This is a genomic window from Streptomyces sp. NBC_00513, from assembly GCF_041431415.1.
In the GTDB taxonomy this organism is placed as follows: domain Bacteria; phylum Actinomycetota; class Actinomycetes; order Streptomycetales; family Streptomycetaceae; genus Streptomyces.
Map to the genome: position 1 here is coordinate 4,118,374 of NZ_CP107845.1, position 17,292 is coordinate 4,135,665.

At 70.8% G+C, this 17,292-nt stretch carries 15 protein-coding genes and 1 tRNA gene; 12 read left to right on the forward strand and 4 right to left on the reverse strand.

Going from position 1 to position 17,292, the window contains the following annotated elements; all coding sequences use genetic code 11:
* Positions 1 to 31 precede the first annotated feature (31 nt).
* Positions 32 to 1,585: a PP2C family protein-serine/threonine phosphatase gene (locus OHA84_RS18970; protein WP_266948688.1), complete on the reverse strand. Its 1,554-nt coding sequence runs from the start codon at positions 1,583 to 1,585 to the stop codon at positions 32 to 34.
* Between the two features lie 406 nt (positions 1,586 to 1,991).
* Here OHA84_RS18970 and OHA84_RS18975 point away from each other — a divergent pair, with 406 nt between their 5' ends.
* A complete protein-coding gene (locus OHA84_RS18975; RefSeq protein ID WP_053684076.1) occupies positions 1,992 to 2,708 on the forward strand; it encodes a bifunctional DNA primase/polymerase in 717 nt (238 codons plus the stop codon).
* Positions 2,709 to 2,837: 129 nt separating this feature from the next.
* Positions 2,838 to 3,398: a hypothetical protein gene (locus tag OHA84_RS18980; RefSeq protein ID WP_199826688.1), complete on the forward strand. Its 561-nt coding sequence runs from the start codon at positions 2,838 to 2,840 to the stop codon at positions 3,396 to 3,398.
* A gap of 181 nt (positions 3,399 to 3,579) precedes the next feature.
* On the opposite strand, the gene OHA84_RS18985 is transcribed toward OHA84_RS18980, so the two are convergent.
* The 3 genes from OHA84_RS18985 to OHA84_RS18995 form a co-directional block, all read right to left on the reverse strand.
* Positions 3,580 to 4,566 carry a DUF5926 family protein gene (locus OHA84_RS18985; protein ID WP_053684078.1) on the reverse strand — a complete coding sequence of 329 codons (987 nt, stop codon included), beginning with the start codon at positions 4,564 to 4,566 and terminating at the stop codon, positions 3,580 to 3,582.
* Positions 4,567 to 4,850: 284 nt separating this feature from the next.
* On the reverse strand, positions 4,851 to 5,453 hold the full coding sequence (locus OHA84_RS18990) for an ATP-binding protein (protein WP_266970617.1): 603 nt from the start codon (positions 5,451 to 5,453) through the stop codon (positions 4,851 to 4,853).
* 84 nt (positions 5,454 to 5,537) lie between these two features.
* A complete protein-coding gene (locus OHA84_RS18995; protein WP_053684081.1) occupies positions 5,538 to 6,338 on the reverse strand; it encodes a glycerophosphodiester phosphodiesterase in 801 nt (266 codons plus the stop codon).
* Positions 6,339 to 6,572: 234 nt separating this feature from the next.
* Here OHA84_RS18995 and OHA84_RS19000 point away from each other — a divergent pair, with 234 nt between their 5' ends.
* The 10 genes from OHA84_RS19000 (at position 6,573) to OHA84_RS19045 (ending at position 17,292) form a co-directional block, all read left to right on the forward strand.
* Positions 6,573 to 8,093 (forward strand): S1C family serine protease, encoded by a 1,521-nt coding sequence (locus tag OHA84_RS19000; RefSeq protein ID WP_053684083.1) that lies wholly within the window; start codon positions 6,573 to 6,575, stop codon positions 8,091 to 8,093.
* Between the two features lie 150 nt (positions 8,094 to 8,243).
* On the forward strand, positions 8,244 to 9,149 hold the full coding sequence (locus OHA84_RS19005) for a LysR family transcriptional regulator (RefSeq protein WP_266948698.1): 906 nt from the start codon (positions 8,244 to 8,246) through the stop codon (positions 9,147 to 9,149).
* A gap of 100 nt (positions 9,150 to 9,249) precedes the next feature.
* The gene (locus OHA84_RS19010) at positions 9,250 to 9,804 is read left to right on the forward strand and encodes a cysteine dioxygenase family protein (protein ID WP_053684085.1); all 555 of its coding nucleotides are present in this window, start codon (positions 9,250 to 9,252) and stop codon (positions 9,802 to 9,804) included.
* A complete protein-coding gene (locus tag OHA84_RS19015) occupies positions 9,804 to 10,856 on the forward strand; it encodes a YeiH family protein (protein ID WP_266970614.1) in 1,053 nt (350 codons plus the stop codon). Before OHA84_RS19010 ends, OHA84_RS19015 begins: the two co-directional genes overlap by 1 nt.
* Positions 10,857 to 11,065: 209 nt before the next feature.
* Complete coding sequence (locus OHA84_RS19020) at positions 11,066 to 12,016, forward strand: serine protease (protein WP_266970612.1); 951 nt, start codon at positions 11,066 to 11,068, stop codon at positions 12,014 to 12,016.
* Between the two features lie 44 nt (positions 12,017 to 12,060).
* Positions 12,061 to 12,147 (forward strand) — tRNA-Ser (locus OHA84_RS19025).
* Positions 12,148 to 12,597: 450 nt separating this feature from the next.
* On the forward strand, positions 12,598 to 13,026 hold the full coding sequence (locus tag OHA84_RS19030) for a DUF6344 domain-containing protein (protein ID WP_266970610.1): 429 nt from the start codon (positions 12,598 to 12,600) through the stop codon (positions 13,024 to 13,026).
* 1,231 nt (positions 13,027 to 14,257) lie between these two features.
* The gene (locus tag OHA84_RS19035) at positions 14,258 to 14,542 is read left to right on the forward strand and encodes a hypothetical protein (protein WP_266948706.1); all 285 of its coding nucleotides are present in this window, start codon (positions 14,258 to 14,260) and stop codon (positions 14,540 to 14,542) included.
* A gap of 246 nt (positions 14,543 to 14,788) precedes the next feature.
* Complete coding sequence (locus OHA84_RS19040; protein WP_266970607.1) at positions 14,789 to 16,159, forward strand: acyl-CoA dehydrogenase family protein; 1,371 nt, start codon at positions 14,789 to 14,791, stop codon at positions 16,157 to 16,159.
* Positions 16,156 to 17,292 (forward strand): bifunctional MaoC family dehydratase N-terminal/OB-fold nucleic acid binding domain-containing protein, encoded by a 1,137-nt coding sequence (locus OHA84_RS19045; RefSeq protein ID WP_266970605.1) that lies wholly within the window; start codon positions 16,156 to 16,158, stop codon positions 17,290 to 17,292. The genes OHA84_RS19040 and OHA84_RS19045 overlap by 4 nt, the downstream gene beginning before the upstream one ends.

Sequence of the window (17,292 nt, forward strand, 5' to 3'; positions counted from 1 at the left end):
GCGGAAGATGCCCGGCGAACTATGTGACAAATCAGTCGAACCGGGCGGCGAGCAGAACGATGTCCTCGGTGGCGTCCTCCCCCGATACCGGTGTGGCCTCCCCTTCCGGCAGGACGGTGCGGAGGATGTGGTCGCAGATCGCCGCCGGATCGTCGCGAGCGGCACGGGGAACTCCCGCGGCCGCCGCGTGCAGCCGGGCGTACGCGCGGTCCATGGGGTCGCCGGTGCGCCGCAGCAGTCCGTCGGTGTAGAGCAGCACCGTTTCTCCGGGAGCCGGTTCGATCTCCACGCTCGGCGCCTCCCAGCAGGCCAGCATCCCGAGCGGCGCGGAGAGCGAGGTCTCCACGTACTCGGTTCGCCGCTCGCCGATGAGCAGGGGCGGGGTGTGCCCCGCGCCGGCCAGGATGATCTTCCGGGCGGCCGGCTCGCAGTAGGCGAAGAGCGCGGTGGCCGAGCGCGCGGGCTCCGTCAGCCGCAGCAACAGCTCCAGGTCGGAGAGGACCGCGACGGGGTCCTCCCCCTCCATGACGGCGTACGCGCGCAGGGAGGCCCGCAGGCGACCCATCGCGGCGATGGCGCTCGGACCGGCGCCGGTCACGGAGCCCACGGCCAGGCCCATGGCCCCCTCGGGCAGCGGCAGTGCGTCGTACCAGTCGCCGCCGCCGCGCGGGCCGGTGTGGTGTCGGGCCGCGAGCTGCACGCCGGGGATCCGGGGCAGCCGGCTGGGCAGCAGTTCCTCGGCGACGATGGCCAGGCGGGAGCGGGACCGCTCCACCTCGACCATGCGGGCCAGGTGCTCGGCGGCGTGCCGGACGTACAGGCCCGCGAGGTCGCGCCGGCGCTCGCTCGGCTCGGCCTGCTCGTCGTAGAGCCAGACGGCCGCGCCGAGTCGGCCGGTGGCCTCGGCGGTCAGCGGCAGCGCGTAGCTGGCCGCGTAGCCGAGTCGGGCGGCGACCTCGCGGTGGCGCGGGTCGACCGGGACGCCGAAACCGCCGGTGCCGGGGGCCTCGCCGGGTTCGGGGAGCACCTCGGAGCCGCCGTGCGCGTCCGGGAGGCCGTCCAGGATGCGGCCGTACGAGGTGGCGCTGCGCGGCACCGTCTCGATGTGGCCGAGGTCGGCGTGACCGAGACCGAGGCCGATCGTGGTGGTGGGGCCGAGCCCGTCGGAGGGTTCCAGGACGACCAGGCCGCGTCGGGCGCCGACCAGCGCGGCCCCGGCACGCAGGAATTCCCGCAGGGAGGAGTCGAGGTCGACGGACCGGGCGAGGCGTTCGGTGAGTTCGTGGAGGGTGGTCAGGTCGGAGACCATGCCCGCCAGGCGGTCCTGGATGACGCTGCTCGCGGCAGGCGGAGGGGCCTGGGCGGGGGTGCTGCGTGCGGGCGTGGGCGCGGTGGGCGCCGCAGTGTGCGGTGACGCTGTAACTGCTGGATCGATTCCAGCCACTTTCGGCAGATGCGGGGCGCTCATGGCGTCCGCCTTTCCACCTGGTGCGATTCGCCATATAGCATCGCAAACCCCCAGATCGTGCTGCGCCGCCATCAATGGATCCACATCTACACGCACACGAGGAGCGATGTCCAGCATTGCCCAGGTGGGAATCCTGGTGTCCGTGAGACTGCAACTCACTGTGCGGCCAAGGCTAAAACTTGGCCGGAAAAAGCGGGAAGCGGACGGTTTTTGCGATCGACTGGGCGGGCGTCACTGCGGGCTCGGGTACGTAATCGGTGGTGGCCGGGGCGAGTTGACGCCTTCCGGCGCCCGCCGGGAACCGCCCGGCGCAGCCCGTCGTCCTTAGCGGCGGCAGCCGGCCTCGACCCGGTGCGGGTCGCGTTCCGCCCCCGCCGGACGTTTGATGGACCCGTAAGAAAACTGCACGAACCGTGTGAACCTGCTTCTGGCGGACAGTGACGCGCAACGTGTACGTGTGGTGAGACACCGCTTACCTGGTGTGATGTGGCCCTCGGCGTTCAACGGAAAGGAACGAGCGCTCATGCGCGAGATCCTCGGAAGGCGTCTCCAGCGGCTCCGCGATCGCTTGAAAACCCTGCGACCGACCTCCTCCTCCGACCGGATCCCGGACGGCGGTACTCCGTCCCTCCTCGACGCGGCTCTCGTCTGCGCCGCCGAATGGCAGTGGCCCGTGCTGCCCGGCGTGGGCCGGGCCGGCGCCGACGGCGTGCGTTGTGCCTGCCCCGATCCCGACTGTGTGGTGCCCGGTGCCCACCCCTTCGATCCCGGGTTGCTCGCCGCCACCACCGACCCCCGGATGGTGGCCTGGTGGTGGGCCAGGCGGCCGGCCGCTCCGTTGCTCATGGCCACCGGCGGGGCCGCTCCGTGTGCGGTGAGCCTGCCGGCCACCGCCGCCGCGCGTGCCGTCGCACGGCTGGACGCGCAGGGCATGCGGCTCGGTCCGATCGTCGCGACGCCGACCAGGTGGTCCCTGCTGGTGGCGCCGTATTCGTTGGAACGGCTCGGTGAACTCCTGTACGCCAAGGACCACGTGCCCTCATCGCTGCGCTTCCACGGCGAGGGCGGCTACCTGTTGTTGCCCCCGTCCGTCGCGTCCGGCGGTGGACAGGTCTGTTGGAACCGGGAACCGGAGGCGGGTTCCGACGGCATCTGGCTGCCCGAGGTGGAGGCGGTCGTGGACGCGCTGGTCGAGGCGAGCAGCGGAGCGCCGGGCGGCGGAAGCCGGTTGGCGTACTGACCGGCGCCGTGTCCCGAACGCCGATCTCCGCTCGGGAGATCACTCGTACGGGTGCCGGCTGGGCGAGTTTCCAAGGGAATTGGGCGCGGGGATCTCCGCGCCCCTTTCCCGCATCGCTATCTTCGGCGAATGAATCTCCGCCTGATCGGTATCGGTGCCGGTGTGCTGATCATCTTGTCGCTTCCCCTCGCGGGGGCGATCGCCGGGCCGGATTTCGCCGGTCAGGATGATGGAAAGGGCGGCGGGTTGCTCTCCACGCTCGGCCTTTCGGACTCGTCCCGCATCAAGGGCGAACCGTCGCCCACAGCCCGTCCCGCACAACCCGGACCACCCGTGCAGCCGCGTACGGATGCCCGGTGCGGTCCCGAGGTCTCCTCGCCGCACGGCGTGGAGGCCCAGACCTGTGTCCTGGTCGGCGAAGGCAGTACGTGGGGCCGCAGTTACTACCGCAACACCAGTGGCCGCGCGCTGGACGCCGTCCTGACGCTGATGGGGCCGGCGGGTCGCACCGTGCAGATCCGCTGCGCCGTCGGACCGGGTGACGAGCCGGGGCTGTGTGAAACACCGCGTGACGACTCGGCGGGAGGCCCGGATGGCTACTCGGCCGTGGCGGAGTTTGCAGTTCCGGATGATGAAGGGGCGTTGCTGCTGAGGTCCGGGAGCAACTCACCGGTACCGGGCGACGGTTGAGCATCGCCTGAAATGGAAGGGCCCGGTCGCTGGCGACGGGGGATGCACCAGCGACCGGGCTACAAGAACGGTAACAAGAGATCGCCTGTTCGCAAATTCGATCTCTGATATTCGGACACGGATTTGCAGGCGATTAGCGGGAGTTGTGACTCCAGTCACCGGTCCTGCGGACACGCGGTGGTCAGCTGAGCGTGACCTGGCGGTTCGTGAGGCCGGCGCGGGACCGACGCTCTTCCGTGGTCAGGGGAGCGTCCGTGGCCAGGGCCGCGGCCAGGCGTTCCGCGAGTTCCGCGGCGGGCTTCTCGACGTCGTCGGCCGAGACGCCGGTGGGCAGGTCCCAGACGGGAACCATCAGGCCGTGGGCACGGAAGGAACCGACGAGCTTGGTGCCTTCACCGAGGGAGGAGGTGCCGGCGGCGTGCAGCCGAGCCAGCGCGTCGAGCAGCTTCTCCTCGGGCTGCGGCATGACCCAGCGCAGGTGGTTCTTGTCCGGCGTCTCGCACCAGTAGGCCGCGTCCACGCCGGCCAGCTTGACGGTGGGAATGGCGGCGGCGTTGGCGCGTTCCAGCGAGGCGGCGATCTCCGGAGAGGCGTTCTGGGCGTTCTCCGCATCCGGAATCCAGAATTCGAAGCCGCTGTGGACGACCGGCTGGAAAACGCTGTCCGTGTCCAGGAGATCCTGAAGTCGCGGACCCTCGGCCGGAACCCGACGGGCGGGCACCGGAGTACCCGGCTCCGCCACCAGCGCGCGCTCCAGGGTGTCGGCCATGTCCCGGGCGAGGTCACCGGTGGTCGAGTCGTTCTGCAGGCCGAGGAGGACGGAGCCGTCCTCGCGACGCAGCGCCGGCCAGGCCATCGGCAGCACGGTCACCAGCGTGACCGAGGGAACGCCCTCGGGCAGGCCGCCCTTGAGGGTCAGCGGGATGGTCGCGGCGGGTACCAGCTCGCGCAGCGCGACCCAGTCGCACTCGCCGGGCAGGCCCTCGAAGGGGCGCCGCACGTGCTCGGTCACGGCGTGCGCGGCGGCGGCGCCGTGACAGGCCTTGTAGCGGCGCCCGGATCCGCAGGGACAAGGCTCGCGGGCACCCACCACGGGGATCTCCCCGTTGTTGAGCTGCGGCGTGCGCTGCGACTTCGCGTTCTTCGCGGCGGGGCGCTTCTTTGCCATCGTGGGTGTCTCCCGGTTGCGGCGGTACGGCGGTTTTCTGGGCGCGAGCCTAGCCGTTCACACCGCCGGAACCTGTGGGGTGCGGCCGGGAGCAGGGCCGGCGTGCGCTCCCGACGGCCGCCCTCGGCGCCTCCGTCACCCGGTCCCCGGCGCCGGGCGTCGTCCCGCGGACGCGCGGGGCGTGGGGTGCCCGCGGCCGCGTTCGGTGACTCCGGACCCGGGACCGGCTCAGGACCTGTGGTTCAGCCCCCGGGGCCCGGGATCCGTGGTTCAGGCCCCTGGGCTCAGTGGCTCAGGTCGTCGAAGGACGTTCCGAAGCCGATCGCCGAGGCTGTGACGCGCGTAGCGAAATCCTCGTGCCGGGTCCCACAGGCAACGACCACCCATACGGTGACCTCGCCCGCCGCCCCGTCCCGGACGCCCCAGTCCTGGGCCAGCGCGCTGATGATGTTCAGCCCCCGGCCTCCCCGCGCGGTGACCGACGGGGTCGAGGGGATCGGGCGGGTGGGTCCGCCGCCGTCCGTGACCTCGACCGTCAGCCGTCCCGCCGTGTCGACGCGCCACGCGGCGCGTATCTCCCCGTCCCCGACCTCACGGGATCCCAGCGGCCGGCCGTGGCGGCAGGCGTTGCTGAGGAGTTCGGAAAGGATGAGGACGGCATCGTCCACGATCGATTCCGACAGTCCGCCGATCCGCAGTTGTTCGCGCATGCGGCGCCTTGCCTCGCCCACGCCCGCAGGACCATGGCGTACGTCCACGCACCACGACGTGGGCACTTCGTGTGCCATCACCAACGCCACCCCCGGAACCTCCTTAGCCCCACGCCAAGGTCTGGATGCCCCATTGGCCTGGACCGGAAACCGTTCATGAAGTGCCCTCTGGCGCATTCACGACGACAGATACGGACCGGATGCGCCGGGGCACACCCTGTGACGGGTGGGGTGTCCGTGGCGGGTGGGCAAAACGGGGCGTCAGCGCCCGAGTTGTGACAGAACTTGGCGCGGTCTGTTCGTGATGATTGCCTCTACACCCAAGTCAGCGCAGAGCTGAACGTCCGAGGGTTCGTTCACAGTCCAAACGTGCACCGAGTGTCCCGCCGACTGGAGCTTGCGGATGTAACCGGGATGGTTGCGCACGATGCGCATCCCGGGCCCGGCGATGCTCACGCCGGCCGGCAGCCGGCCGTCCCGCATGCGCGGCGAGATGAACTGCATCAGGTACACGGTCGGGATCGTCGGCGCGGCCGCCCGCACGCGGTGCAGCGAGCGCGCGGAGAAACTCATGACGCGGACCGGGTGCGGGCCCTCGGCGGGCGGGGCGTCCAGTCCGAAGCGCTTGAGGAGGAAGAGGAGCCGCTCTTCCACCTGTCCGGCCCAGCGGGTCGGGTGCTTCGTCTCGATCGCCAGCTGCACGGGGCGCCCGGCGTCGGAGACCAGCTCCAGCAGCCGCTCCAGGGTGAGCACGGAGGTGCGCTCGGGATCGGCGTCCCAGTCCGGCGACTCCTCGCGGTCCTTCCAGGAGCCGAAGTCGAGGGCCGCGAGATCGGCCAGCTCCAGGGCGGACACCGCGCCGCGGCCGTTGGAGGTGCGGTTCACCCGGCGGTCGTGGACCAGGACCAGATGGCCGTCGGCCGTGAGTCGGATGTCACATTCGAGGGCGTCGGCCCCGTCCTCCATGGCCTTCCGGTAGGCGGCCAGGGTGTGCTCGGGGGCGTCCTCCGAGGCACCGCGGTGGGCGACGACCTGGATGGGGAGCGGCGTTGCGTGGGTCACGGGGTCATGGTGCCACCGAGGCGACCCCGCACGGCGTGGCGAGCTTGCGGATGCGCCCGAAATGCCGGGGATAAAGGATGGGGAGAGACGCACAGGTCCGGCTTACAGTGCTCTGACGGGTCATGGGAAAGGCTTTGCACTGGAACTTGTGCGGCACGTCGAACGTTCAGTCGGACCGGTATCGCCAGATATTTCCAGAACCAGAAGCCGTGTTTGTGACGAGGAGAGAGCGCTGTGAGCACCGAGAACGAGGGCACCGCGGCCCAGACGCCCCCCGCGGCCCCTTCCGCACCGCCTGCGCCCGTGCCCGCCTCCACCCCCGACCCGGCCGCCGAGCACGCGGCGCCGCGGCCCGCTGACGCCGCTCCCCCTGCCCCCGCGACCCCGCCGCCCCCGGCGGGCGCGCCCGGTCCCGAGCCGACGCAGCAGCTTCCGCACACCCCTGGCGGGCCTGTGGCCCCCGGGTATGCCCAGGACCAGGGATACGCCCAGGCGTCGCCGTACGCACAGCCCCCGGCCGCCGCCCACGGCGCCGAGGGCTGGCCCCCGCCGCCGCCCACCGTTCCCTCGTACGCCGACGGCGGCCACGGCGGTGGCGGCTGGGGAGCGCCCCTGACCACGGACGGCCCCCCGCCCAAGCCCAAGGGCAGGGGCGGCCTCATCGCGGGTGTGCTCGCGGCCGCTCTCATCGCGGGCGGTGTCGGCGGCGGCATCGGCTACTGGGCCTCGGAGCGCTCGCACGACGGCTCGGGTTCCACCACCATCAGCGCCAGCACCCCGAAGGACCTCAAGCGGGAGGCGGGCTCCGTCGCCGGTCTGGCGGCAGGGGCGCTGCCGAGCGTGGTGACCATCGAGGCGAAGGCCGGTGACGGCGAGGGTGGCACGGGTACCGGCTTCGTCTACGACGAGCAGGGCCACATCCTCACCAACAACCACGTGGTGGCCTCCGCGGCCAATGGCGGCAAGCTCTCCGCGACCTTCTCCAACGGCAAGCGGTTCGAGGCCGAGGTCATCGGCCGGGCCGAGGGCTATGACGTGGCCGTGCTCAAGCTGAAGAATCCGCCGGCCGGCCTCAAGCCGCTGGCGCTGGGCGACTCCGACAAGGTGGCCGTCGGCGACTCGACCATCGCGATCGGCGCCCCCTTCGGCCTGTCCAACACGGTCACCACCGGCATCGTCAGCGCCAAGAACCGCCCCGTGGCCTCCGGTGACGGCTCCAGCGGCAAGAACTCGTACATGAGCGCCCTGCAGACGGACGCCTCGATCAACCCCGGCAACTCCGGTGGCCCGCTCCTCGACGGCCGCGGCGCGGTCATCGGCATCAACTCCGCGATCCAGTCGGCCGGCAACGGCGGCTTCGGCGGCGGTCAGGCCGGTTCGATCGGCCTCGGCTTCGCCATCCCGATCAACCAGGCGAAGAACGTCGCCGAGTCGCTGATCAAGACGGGCAAGCCGGTCTACCCGGTGATCTCGGTCTCCGTCGACCTCCAGGCCAAGACGGAGGGCGCCAAGATCTCCGAGTCCGGAGCCCCCGCCAACGAACTGGTCGACCCGAACGGGCCCGCGGGCAAGGCGGGCCTCAAGCCCGGCGACATCATCACCCAGCTGGGCGACAAGTCGATCGACAGCGGCCCGACCCTGATCAGCGAGATCTGGACGTACAAGCCGGGCGACACGGTGAAGCTGACCTACCTGCGCGGTGGCAAGCCGAGCACCGTGGACATCACCCTCGGCTCGCGGACCGGGGACAAGTGACACCCACGCACCCACGGCCCCGATCGGCCCGGCTCGACCGGCTCCGCTCGACCGGCCCGCTCGACAGGTGCTGGACGCCGGCTTGATGGAGAGGGGCCGCAGGCGCGATTAAGCCTGCGGCCCCTCCCAACGTCCGCTTATGCTTTGGGCGTGTTCGATTCCCGGCACATACGGACATTCCACGAAGTGGTCGCCTCCGGTTCGTACTCGGCCGCCGCGCGGGCCCTCGGATACACCCAGCCCGCGATCACCCAGCAGATGAAGGCGCTCGAACGGGCCGTCGGCACGCCGCTGTTCACCCGTATCGGCCGCACCATGCAACTCACCGAGGCCGGCCGGTCCCTGGCCAGGCACGCCGACTCCATCCTCGGCAGCCTCTCCGCCGCCGAGGCCCAACTGAAGGCGTACGCGCGTCTGAGCACCGGCCGGGTCCGGGTCTGCGGGTTCCCCAGTGCCAATGTCGCCCTCGTACCGGAAGCGCTCAGCGGGCTGGCCGCCTCCCATCCGGGCATCCAGGTCGAACTGCTGGAGGGGGAGCCGCCGGAGTCGCTGCATCGGCTGCAACGCGGCGAGTGCGACATCACGCTGGCCTTCACCTACCCCGGACTGCGCGAGGAGGTTCCGGAGGAGGTCGACGAGGTCAGGCTGCTGGAGGACCAGCTGACGGTGCTCCTGCCGACCGGGCATCCGCTGGCCAGGCGCCGGGCCGTCCACCTGGCCGACCTGGCCGAGGAGCGGTGGATCGCCGGGTGCCCGCGCTGCCGGGCGAACCTGCTGCACGAGTGCGCGGAGCTCGGCTTCGTCCCCGACATCCGGTTCGCGACCGACGACAACCTGGTGGTGCAGAGCCTGGTCGCGCAGGGCCTGGGCGTGGCGATGATGCCCGCCCTCGTCCTGCCGTCACTGGCCCTCACCCGGGTCTGCGGGCGGGCCCTCCAGCCGGCGGCCCGCCGTCACATCTCCGCGTACGTGTACCGGGACCACCTGAGGATTCCCGCGACGGCCGTGGTGTTGGACGAGCTGAGGCGGGTGGCGTCGAACCGGGTCGGCTGCTGACCGCAAGCATGATCGCCCGACCCAATCCATAAGCTGTGCTTGGGATTTCGGGTGAAAACTGTCGTTGGACGTGATCGGTGGGCTGTTCGACGCTGCCCCTATGACCACCACCACGCCGGCCAGAACGACCGCGAGGATGGCCGCCCTCGTCAGTGAGATCCGTACGGTAGTGGAACGCGGGCTCGCCCCCGACCTGACCGCCTACCTGGTCGGCGAGCGGATCGCCCCGCACCTGGGGGCGTCCGACCTGCTCGCCCCCGAACAGTGCGAGGGGCATCCGGACCGATACCGGCAGCACATCCTGCACGCGGAGCCGGACGGCAGCTTCTCGGTGGTGGCACTGGTGTGGCTGCCGGGTCAGGAGACGTCCATCCACGACCACGTCTCGTGGTGCGTGGCCGGGGTCCACCAGGGTGCGGAGAGTGAGCGTCGCTACCGGCTCGCCCCGGCGACGGGCACGTACGGCGCCCGGCTGGTGCCCACCGAAGAGGTGGTCAACGACCAGGGCGACGTCTGCGGGTTCGCCCCGCCCGGCGACATCCACCAGGTCCGCAACTCCTGCCGTACGACGGCGATATCCCTCCACGTCTACGGCGCCGACGTCTCCCGCCTGGGCAGCAGCGTCCGCCGCGTCTACACCCTCCCGGCCGACTGATGGCCCTGTTGCACCGCCCCGTCCACCGGCCCGGGCGGGCACGCGTTGTTTCACGTGAAACATCGTCTCCCTGGCCGGGGTTGGGGCTGGCCGTCGCGGGTGCTTTCGTGGCCTGGTGCGTCCACCGGGTGGTGCCGGCCGTGCCGATGTTGACCGCGGCGGTGGTGCTCGGCATCGTGATCGCCCACCTTCCGCGTCTGCGGACCGTCGTACGAGGTCCCGCGCGGGCGGGTCTCTCCCTGGCGGGCCGGAGGCTGATGCGGATCGGCATCGTCCTGCTGGGGCTCGGTCTCGGCCTGGACCAGGTGCTGGGGTTGGGCTGGGCGACCGTCGCCATGGTGACCGGGGTGGTCGCGGCCACCTTCCTCGGGACCCTCTGGCTGGGCCGGAGGCTCGGACTGCCGGGCGATCAGCCGTTGTTGATCGCGACCGGCTACTCGATCTGCGGGGCCTCGGCGATCGGCGCCGTCAGCCAGGTGTCCGGCAGCGACGAGGAGGACGTGGCCTCGTCGGTGGCCCTGGTCACCCTCTGCGGGACGCTGGCCATCGCGGTACTCCCGCTCCTCCAGGACCCGTTGGCGCTGTCCGACCTCGCCTTCGGACGCTGGGTGGGCGCGAGCGTCCACGACGTCGGCCAGGTCGTGGCGACGGCCCAGACGGCGGGTCCCGGCGCCCTGGGCGAGGCGGTCCTGGTGAAACTGATGCGGGTGGCACTGCTGGCGCCGCTCGTCGCGGCCGTGGCCTTCTCCGTACGGGCCCGGCGACGCGGAGTGCGCACGGCCTCGGGCCGCCGGCCGGCCCCGGTACCCCTGTTCGTCGCCGGCTTCCTGGCCGCCGCCGCGCTGCGGGCGACGGGCGTGCTGCCCGACGTGGCGCTGGAGTGGGCTCACACCGCGCAGGAGGCGCTGCTGGCCGCGGCACTGTTCGGCCTGGGCAGCGCGGTACACCTGCCGACCCTCGCCCGGACCGGGGGGCGGGCGGCGCTGCTCGGTCTCGGGGCATGGGTGGTGGTCGCCGGGGCCTCGTACGCGGGCGTCCTGCTCACGCTCTGACCGGACGCCGGCGGTGTCCGATGGAACCTCTCAGGTGTCCGGGAACGGAGAGGAGTTGGCCATTTCCTGGCCGGAACCGAACGAACGTTCCGACCGGTGCCTGACATCTCGTACGGCCCGTGCAACCCTGCACCCGATCCGCACCGGCAACTCTTCACCCCCACCCTGCCCGGACCCGACCGGCCCGGGCACGGCAGAAGGAGTCCTGCGTGAATCGTCATCGCACGGCCTTATCGGTTCTGTTGGCCGCGGGTGCCCTGCTGGCCGGCGCCCTGACCGTCGCCACCCCGTCGGTCGCCGCCGACGCCCCCGTCTCGTTCCGACAGCAACACAGCCAGGGCTTCTGGACGGCGGAGCGCATGCGGTCCGCGGCCCCGCTGGACGTCACGGCGGCGCCGGGGACCATCCGTAAGGCGCCCTCTCCGGCGGACCGACCCACCCGGGTGGCTCCCACGACCGCTCCCGCCTCACCCACCGCGTTCCCGCAGGCGGGTGGCGCGTGGACGGGCGGCGGGGCGGTGGTGAAGACGTCCGGGCGGGTGTTCTTCACCATGGGCGACCGGACGGCGTCCTGCTCCGGCGACTCGATCACCAGCGCGAACGGAAGCACCGTCATCACCGCCGGGCACTGCGTGAAGTACCAGGGCGCCTGGCACACCAACTGGGTCTTCGTCCCGGCGTACGACAACGGCAGCGCGCCCTTCGGCCAGTGGTCGGCCACGCGCACCTTCGCCACCGCGCAGTGGGCGGCGAGCGAGGACATGAACATGGACGTCGGCCTCGCCGTGGTCGCCCCGCTGAACGGCCAGAAGCTCAGTCAGGTCGTCGGGGCCCAGGGAATCCTGTTCAACGGGGGCTACAACAAGAAGATGTACTCCTTCGGCTTCCCCGCCGCGGCGCCGTACGACGGCACCAAGCTCGTCTACTGCAGCGGCAACAGCAGCAAGGACTTCCTGCTCACCAAGGACCACGGGCTGGGCTGCAACATGACCGGTGGCTCCAGCGGCGGCCCCTGGTTCCAGGACTTCAACGAGGCGACCGGACTCGGCACCCAGGTCTCGGTGAACAGCTTCGGATACGTCTTCCTGCCGAACCGGATGTTCGGCCCGTACTTCGGCAATGAGGCCAAAGCGGCGTACGACCAGGCACAAACGGCCTGACCAGCCCCCGCACACCCCCACCGCCCGGTACTCTGTACCGGCCAGGTGGGTTGCCCGAGCGGCCTAAGGGAACGGTCTTGAAAACCGTCGTGGCAGCGATGTCACCGTGGGTTCAAATCCCACACCCACCGCACCGGGTCAGACGATGTGCTGATCAGAAGGGGCGTCCCGCGTCAGGGGCGCCCCTTCGTCGTCCGCGCCCCTTCGTCATGCGCGCGAGGAACGAGCGGTCGGTGGTTCGTCCGGCAGGCGCGGCACCTCCCACCTCTCACCCGCATAGGTGTCGGCGAGGATCTTTTTCTGCTGCTTGATGTCGTGGCGGTCGAACCTCAGGGTTCGGAGGCGAAGAGAACATGGCCTTCGCCCCGGTGTCCTTGGCCGTGCTGTAGGTCGGTCCGGTGGGCCGGGATGGTGTCCAGTCCACCAGGGCGTTTCGCGGTCTCCGGCGGGCGATTTAGGCCTTCTGAGTGGTGTTTGTCGGAAGATCGGCGCGCGTGATGGAGGCGTTCCGGTTGCGCACACATCATGGCGAATGTATTCAGATCGGCCCTTCGGAACATCGCGAAATGAGGCAACCCGTCATGGCAAACCGCAGCAGCGTCACGTCCATCTGGACCGCCGTCCTCGCCGCACTCGTGGCACTCCTCGCCGCCATCGGCCTCGGCGCCAAGGTGGCCCCGGCCGCCTCCGCCACCGTTTCCGCTCCGGTGGTTCCGACCACCACCGTGCGTCGGCCGGCCGTGATGGCCCGGCGGACGTGGCGGGCGATGATGCGGGGAGGTTCGCTCCCGCCCACCATCAAGCAGCGGATCCGGGCCGAGGCCCACGGCAAGACCCCGTCCGTTCGTCGCTCGACCACTGCCCTCGCCGCCGGGAACGCCGGTACCGCTGTCAGCCCGGTCGACGGTGCCACCCCGCTCGCACCGCTCACCCCTGCCGCGTCTGTCACCGCGGTCGCCCCCGCCACCTCGGCCGGAATCGCCGCACGAGGCATGGCGCTCGCCGCGTAGTACCCGCCGGGTCATACACGTGCTCGCGCAATCGCCTGGCCCTGGGGGCCGTGGGCATCGTGGGTACGGAGCGGCACCGCCCGGACGGGCAGGCGTACGCGCCTACGCCGGGCAGATGGATCAGCAGAGCGGTAGAGCACCAGAGCGGTAAGCGATACAGCCGTAGAGCAGTACAGCCGCAGAGCCGCAGAGCCGCAGAGCCGTAGAGCAGTACAGCCGTAGAGCGGTACGGCACGGCGGTCAGGCAGTAAGGCGACACGGCAGCAAGGCGTTACGGCAGGACGGCGGTACGGCAGCGCGGCCATTCGGCGAGACGCCGAGGGGCCAGGGTTGGCAGTCCGTGAAGCCGGCAGTACGAACGAGCGTCGCCGAGGCAGTCCGGCGGCAGCGAGCCAACGTCGCATGGCAGCGGAGCGGTACGGCGAGTACGGCACCGATGTCAGGAGACGGGCAAGGCAGCGCGGCCACGAGGCCGAGCGGCAGGACGCGCCACACGGCGTACGACGGAGACGCCCGACAGGGCGAGTCACCAGGCAACGGCAAGAAGAGCCACGAGCCGAACGGCAAGACAAGCGACGAGACGAACGAACAAGACAAGCGACGCGACGAACGACAAGGCAGACGGCAAGACGAACGTAAAGACAAGAGACACGACGACCGCCGAGATGACGGTGCGACGGAACGTTCACGCGGTGGCGCAAGGCGCTGCCGGCGCGACAGCACCCGGCGCGGTGGTACGACGGCAGCACGTGGAGCACGTGGAGTGGTAGGCGCTTGAGCCCGGTCGTCACGCGACCGCGGATCGCGCCACGGCGTGCCCCGGAGCGGGGCATGGACGGTTCACTCCGGCGGGCGCCGGGGGCGTGCAGGGGGCGCGGAGCTTGTCGCCGCAAGGTGACGCAGGGTCGCAGGCCCGGGAGGCGGTGGGGTTCCCGGAGGACGCGGTCCCTTTTTGGCATGTCCGGGGTGCGGTGGTTTGGCGGAACGATTCCGCACTGATGTCGCAGGGGTTTCGACGCGTGGGGAGTCGCTGACCTGGGGCGGGCGGGGCGTGAATGGGGTTTATCCGATGTTGCTCATGCTTGCGGGGGAATCAGCGGCTCCGGGGTGGTTCGCCGGGGATTCGGTGGGCAACTCTGAGGTCGCGACGTCGTCACCACACGTTATGACCGGGTCGGTCGGCCAACTGCCCTGGTGAGAAGTCCACTTCGGTTTTCTGGAGGATAAAGACATGGCAAGCATTCGCACCGCCCGCGTCATCGCCGCTGCCGCCGCTCTCCCGCTCGCCGTCGCCCTGTTCGGAGGTGTGGCCACGGCCGACGACGGCTCGTTCGCGAGCGTCGTCGGCAGTGGCGTGGGTGGCAACAACAACGGGAACTCCTCCACCTCGCAGCAGGTGGCCACCGGTTCCGGCGCGTCCAACCAGAACAGCACCGCGCAGGTCAACGGGTCGGCCTTCACCGCGATCGAGCAGCACAACGCGAACCTTGCGGTCAACTTCTTCCCCTTGTTCTGATCCTTCCGAAGGCGGCCTGAGCCGCGATGAGTATTGAGGGCGTCTGTGTGACCGGACCGGCTGGGGTCCGGTAGCGCAGGCGCCCTCGGGCGTTTCCCTGCCCCGGGCGCCGGGTGCGCGTGCTCCTGCCGCGACGGGACGTGCCCGCCCTCGCTTCGACGGGGGCCTCGGTGAACCTTGACATCCACACCAGATCTGACGGACAGTCAGGTTTCGTCGTTGATGTGATGCCGGGAGGCCTGCGCCGTGCACCTCGCCCCGACCGAAGGACAGTTGAGGATTCGCGCCGAACTGAGGGAGTACTTCGGGAACCTGATGCCGGACGGACTTCCCGAGGATCCGGTCGCGCAACGCGCCCTGTTGCGCCGGATAGGCGCCGACGGGCTGCTCGGACTCGGCTGGCCCGCCGAGTACGGAGGCCAAGGCAGGGGCGCGGCCGAGCAGTTCGTCTTCTTCGACGAGGCCTACCGGGCCGGCGCCCCCGTTTCCATGGTCACGCTCAACACCGTCGGCCCGACTCTGATGAAGTACGGGACCCGGCAACAGAAGGACTACTTCCTCCCCCGGATCCTCGCCGGGGAGATCGTCTTTGCCATCGGCTACTCCGAGCCCGAGGCCGGCACCGACCTCGCCTCGCTCCGTACCCGCGCCGTACGCGCCACCCGCGCCGTACGCGATGCCGACGCCACCCGCGCCGTACGCGATGCCGACGCCACGCACGACGGCAGCGACACCCGCGACGAAGGCACCGACCGAGCCGACCAAGGCGACCGAGCCGGCCAGGCCAACCAGGCCAACCAGGCCAACCAGGCCGACCGAGCCAACCGGGCCAACCGGGCCGACCGAGCCGACCGAGTCGGCCAAGTCGACCAAGACACCGACGCCGACTGGATCATCGACGGTCAGAAGATCTTCACGTCCAACGCCCAGAACGCCGACTGGATCTGGCTCGCCTGTCGCACCGACCCCGAGGCCCCCAAGCACAAGGGCATCTCCATCATCCTGGTCCCCACCGACGCCCCCGGCTTCGCCTGGACCCCCATCGACACCGTCGGTGGCCTCACCACGACGGCCACCTACTACGACTCCATCCGCGTCCCCGCCGGCAACCTGGTCGGCCCCGAACACGGCGGTTGGGGCCTGATCACGAACCAGCTCAATCACGAACGCGTGGCCCTGGCCGCCATCGGCATGCAGGCGGAGGACTTCTACGACCACGCTCTCGCGCATGCGAGGACCCCCGACCCGGTCACCGGCGAACGCCCCGCCGACCGTCCCTGGGTGCGGGCCCGGCTCGCCGAGGCGCACGCCCGACTGGCCGCCGTACGCCTTCTCAACTGGCGCCTGGTCCAGGACGTGGGCAGCGGAGACCTGGCTCCGGGCGACGCGAGCGGGGTGAAGTTCCTCGGTACCGAGTCCACCGTCGAGGTGTACCGGATGTGCCAGGAGGTCGTCGGCGAGGAGGCGCTGATCCGGGGGCCTTCGGCCTTCGCGGGGGGCGAGCTGGAGCGGCTGAACCGGGCCGCCCAGATCAACACCTTCGGCGGCGGGGTCAGCGAGGTCCAGCGGGAGATCGTCGCCATGATGCGGCTCGGCATGAAGGGAAGGAAGCGATGACGGCCGAAGCAGCCGGGGCACCCGAAGCAGCCGACGGAGCCGAAACGCCCGGCACGCCCGACACACCCGAAGCGCCCGGAGCACTCGACACACCCGGCACACCCGAACCCCCCGAAGGGGCGGTGGACACCCTCCCGCACACCTCGACACGGGCAGCGGCGGCGGACGCGGCGGCGGAGGAAGACCGGTTCCACGCCCGGCTGACGGCCTTCGAGGGGAAGCCCGCCGCCACCGGGGGGCGGGCGAAGGACGCGGTCAACGAGCCGATGATCCGCCACTGGTGCGAGGCGATGGGGGACACCAATCCCGCCTACACCGGCCCGGACGCCATCGCCCCGCCCACCATGCTCCAGGCCTGGACGATGGGCGGGCTCTCCGGGCACACCGACCGTTCCTCCGCCTACGACGAGCTCCTCCTGCTCCTCGACGGCGCGGGCTGCACTTCCGTGGTGGCGACCGACTGCGAGCAGGAGTACCTCCGTGCGCTGCGCCCCGGCGACCTGGTCACCTTCGACGCCGTCATCGAGTCGGTGTCGGCGCGCAAGACGACCAAGTTGGGTGCGGGGTACTTCGTGACGACCCGGATGGACGTCCACGCGAACGGCGAACTCGCCGGGACCCACCGTTTCCGCATCCTCAAGTACGCGCCCGCCGCGAACCGGTCCCGGCAGCCGAAGCAATCCACTCGGCCGAGCCGGGAAGGCCACTCCACCCAACCCGCCCCGTCCCCGCGCCCGGCCCGCCCCCGCCCCGTGATCAACCGCGACAACCAGGGCTTCTGGGACGGCGTCCGCGATCACACCCTGCTGATCCAGCGCTGTACGGCCTGCTCGACCCTCCGCTTCCCCTGGCTCCCCGGCTGCAACGCCTGCGCCTCCCCCGACTGGGACACCGTCGCGGCGAGCGGCGCCGGCACGGTCTTCTCGTACGTGGTCATGCACCATCCGCCGTTCCCGGCCTTCGACCCCCCGTACGCGGTCGCGCTCGTCGAACTCGCCGAGGGGGTCCGGATGATCAGCAACATCACCGGCGTCCCGTACGACAAGGTCCGCATCGGCCTGCCCGTCCGACTGGAGTTCCTGCGCGTCGACGACACGCTCGAACTCCCCGTCTTCCGGGCGGAGGCGGGCTGA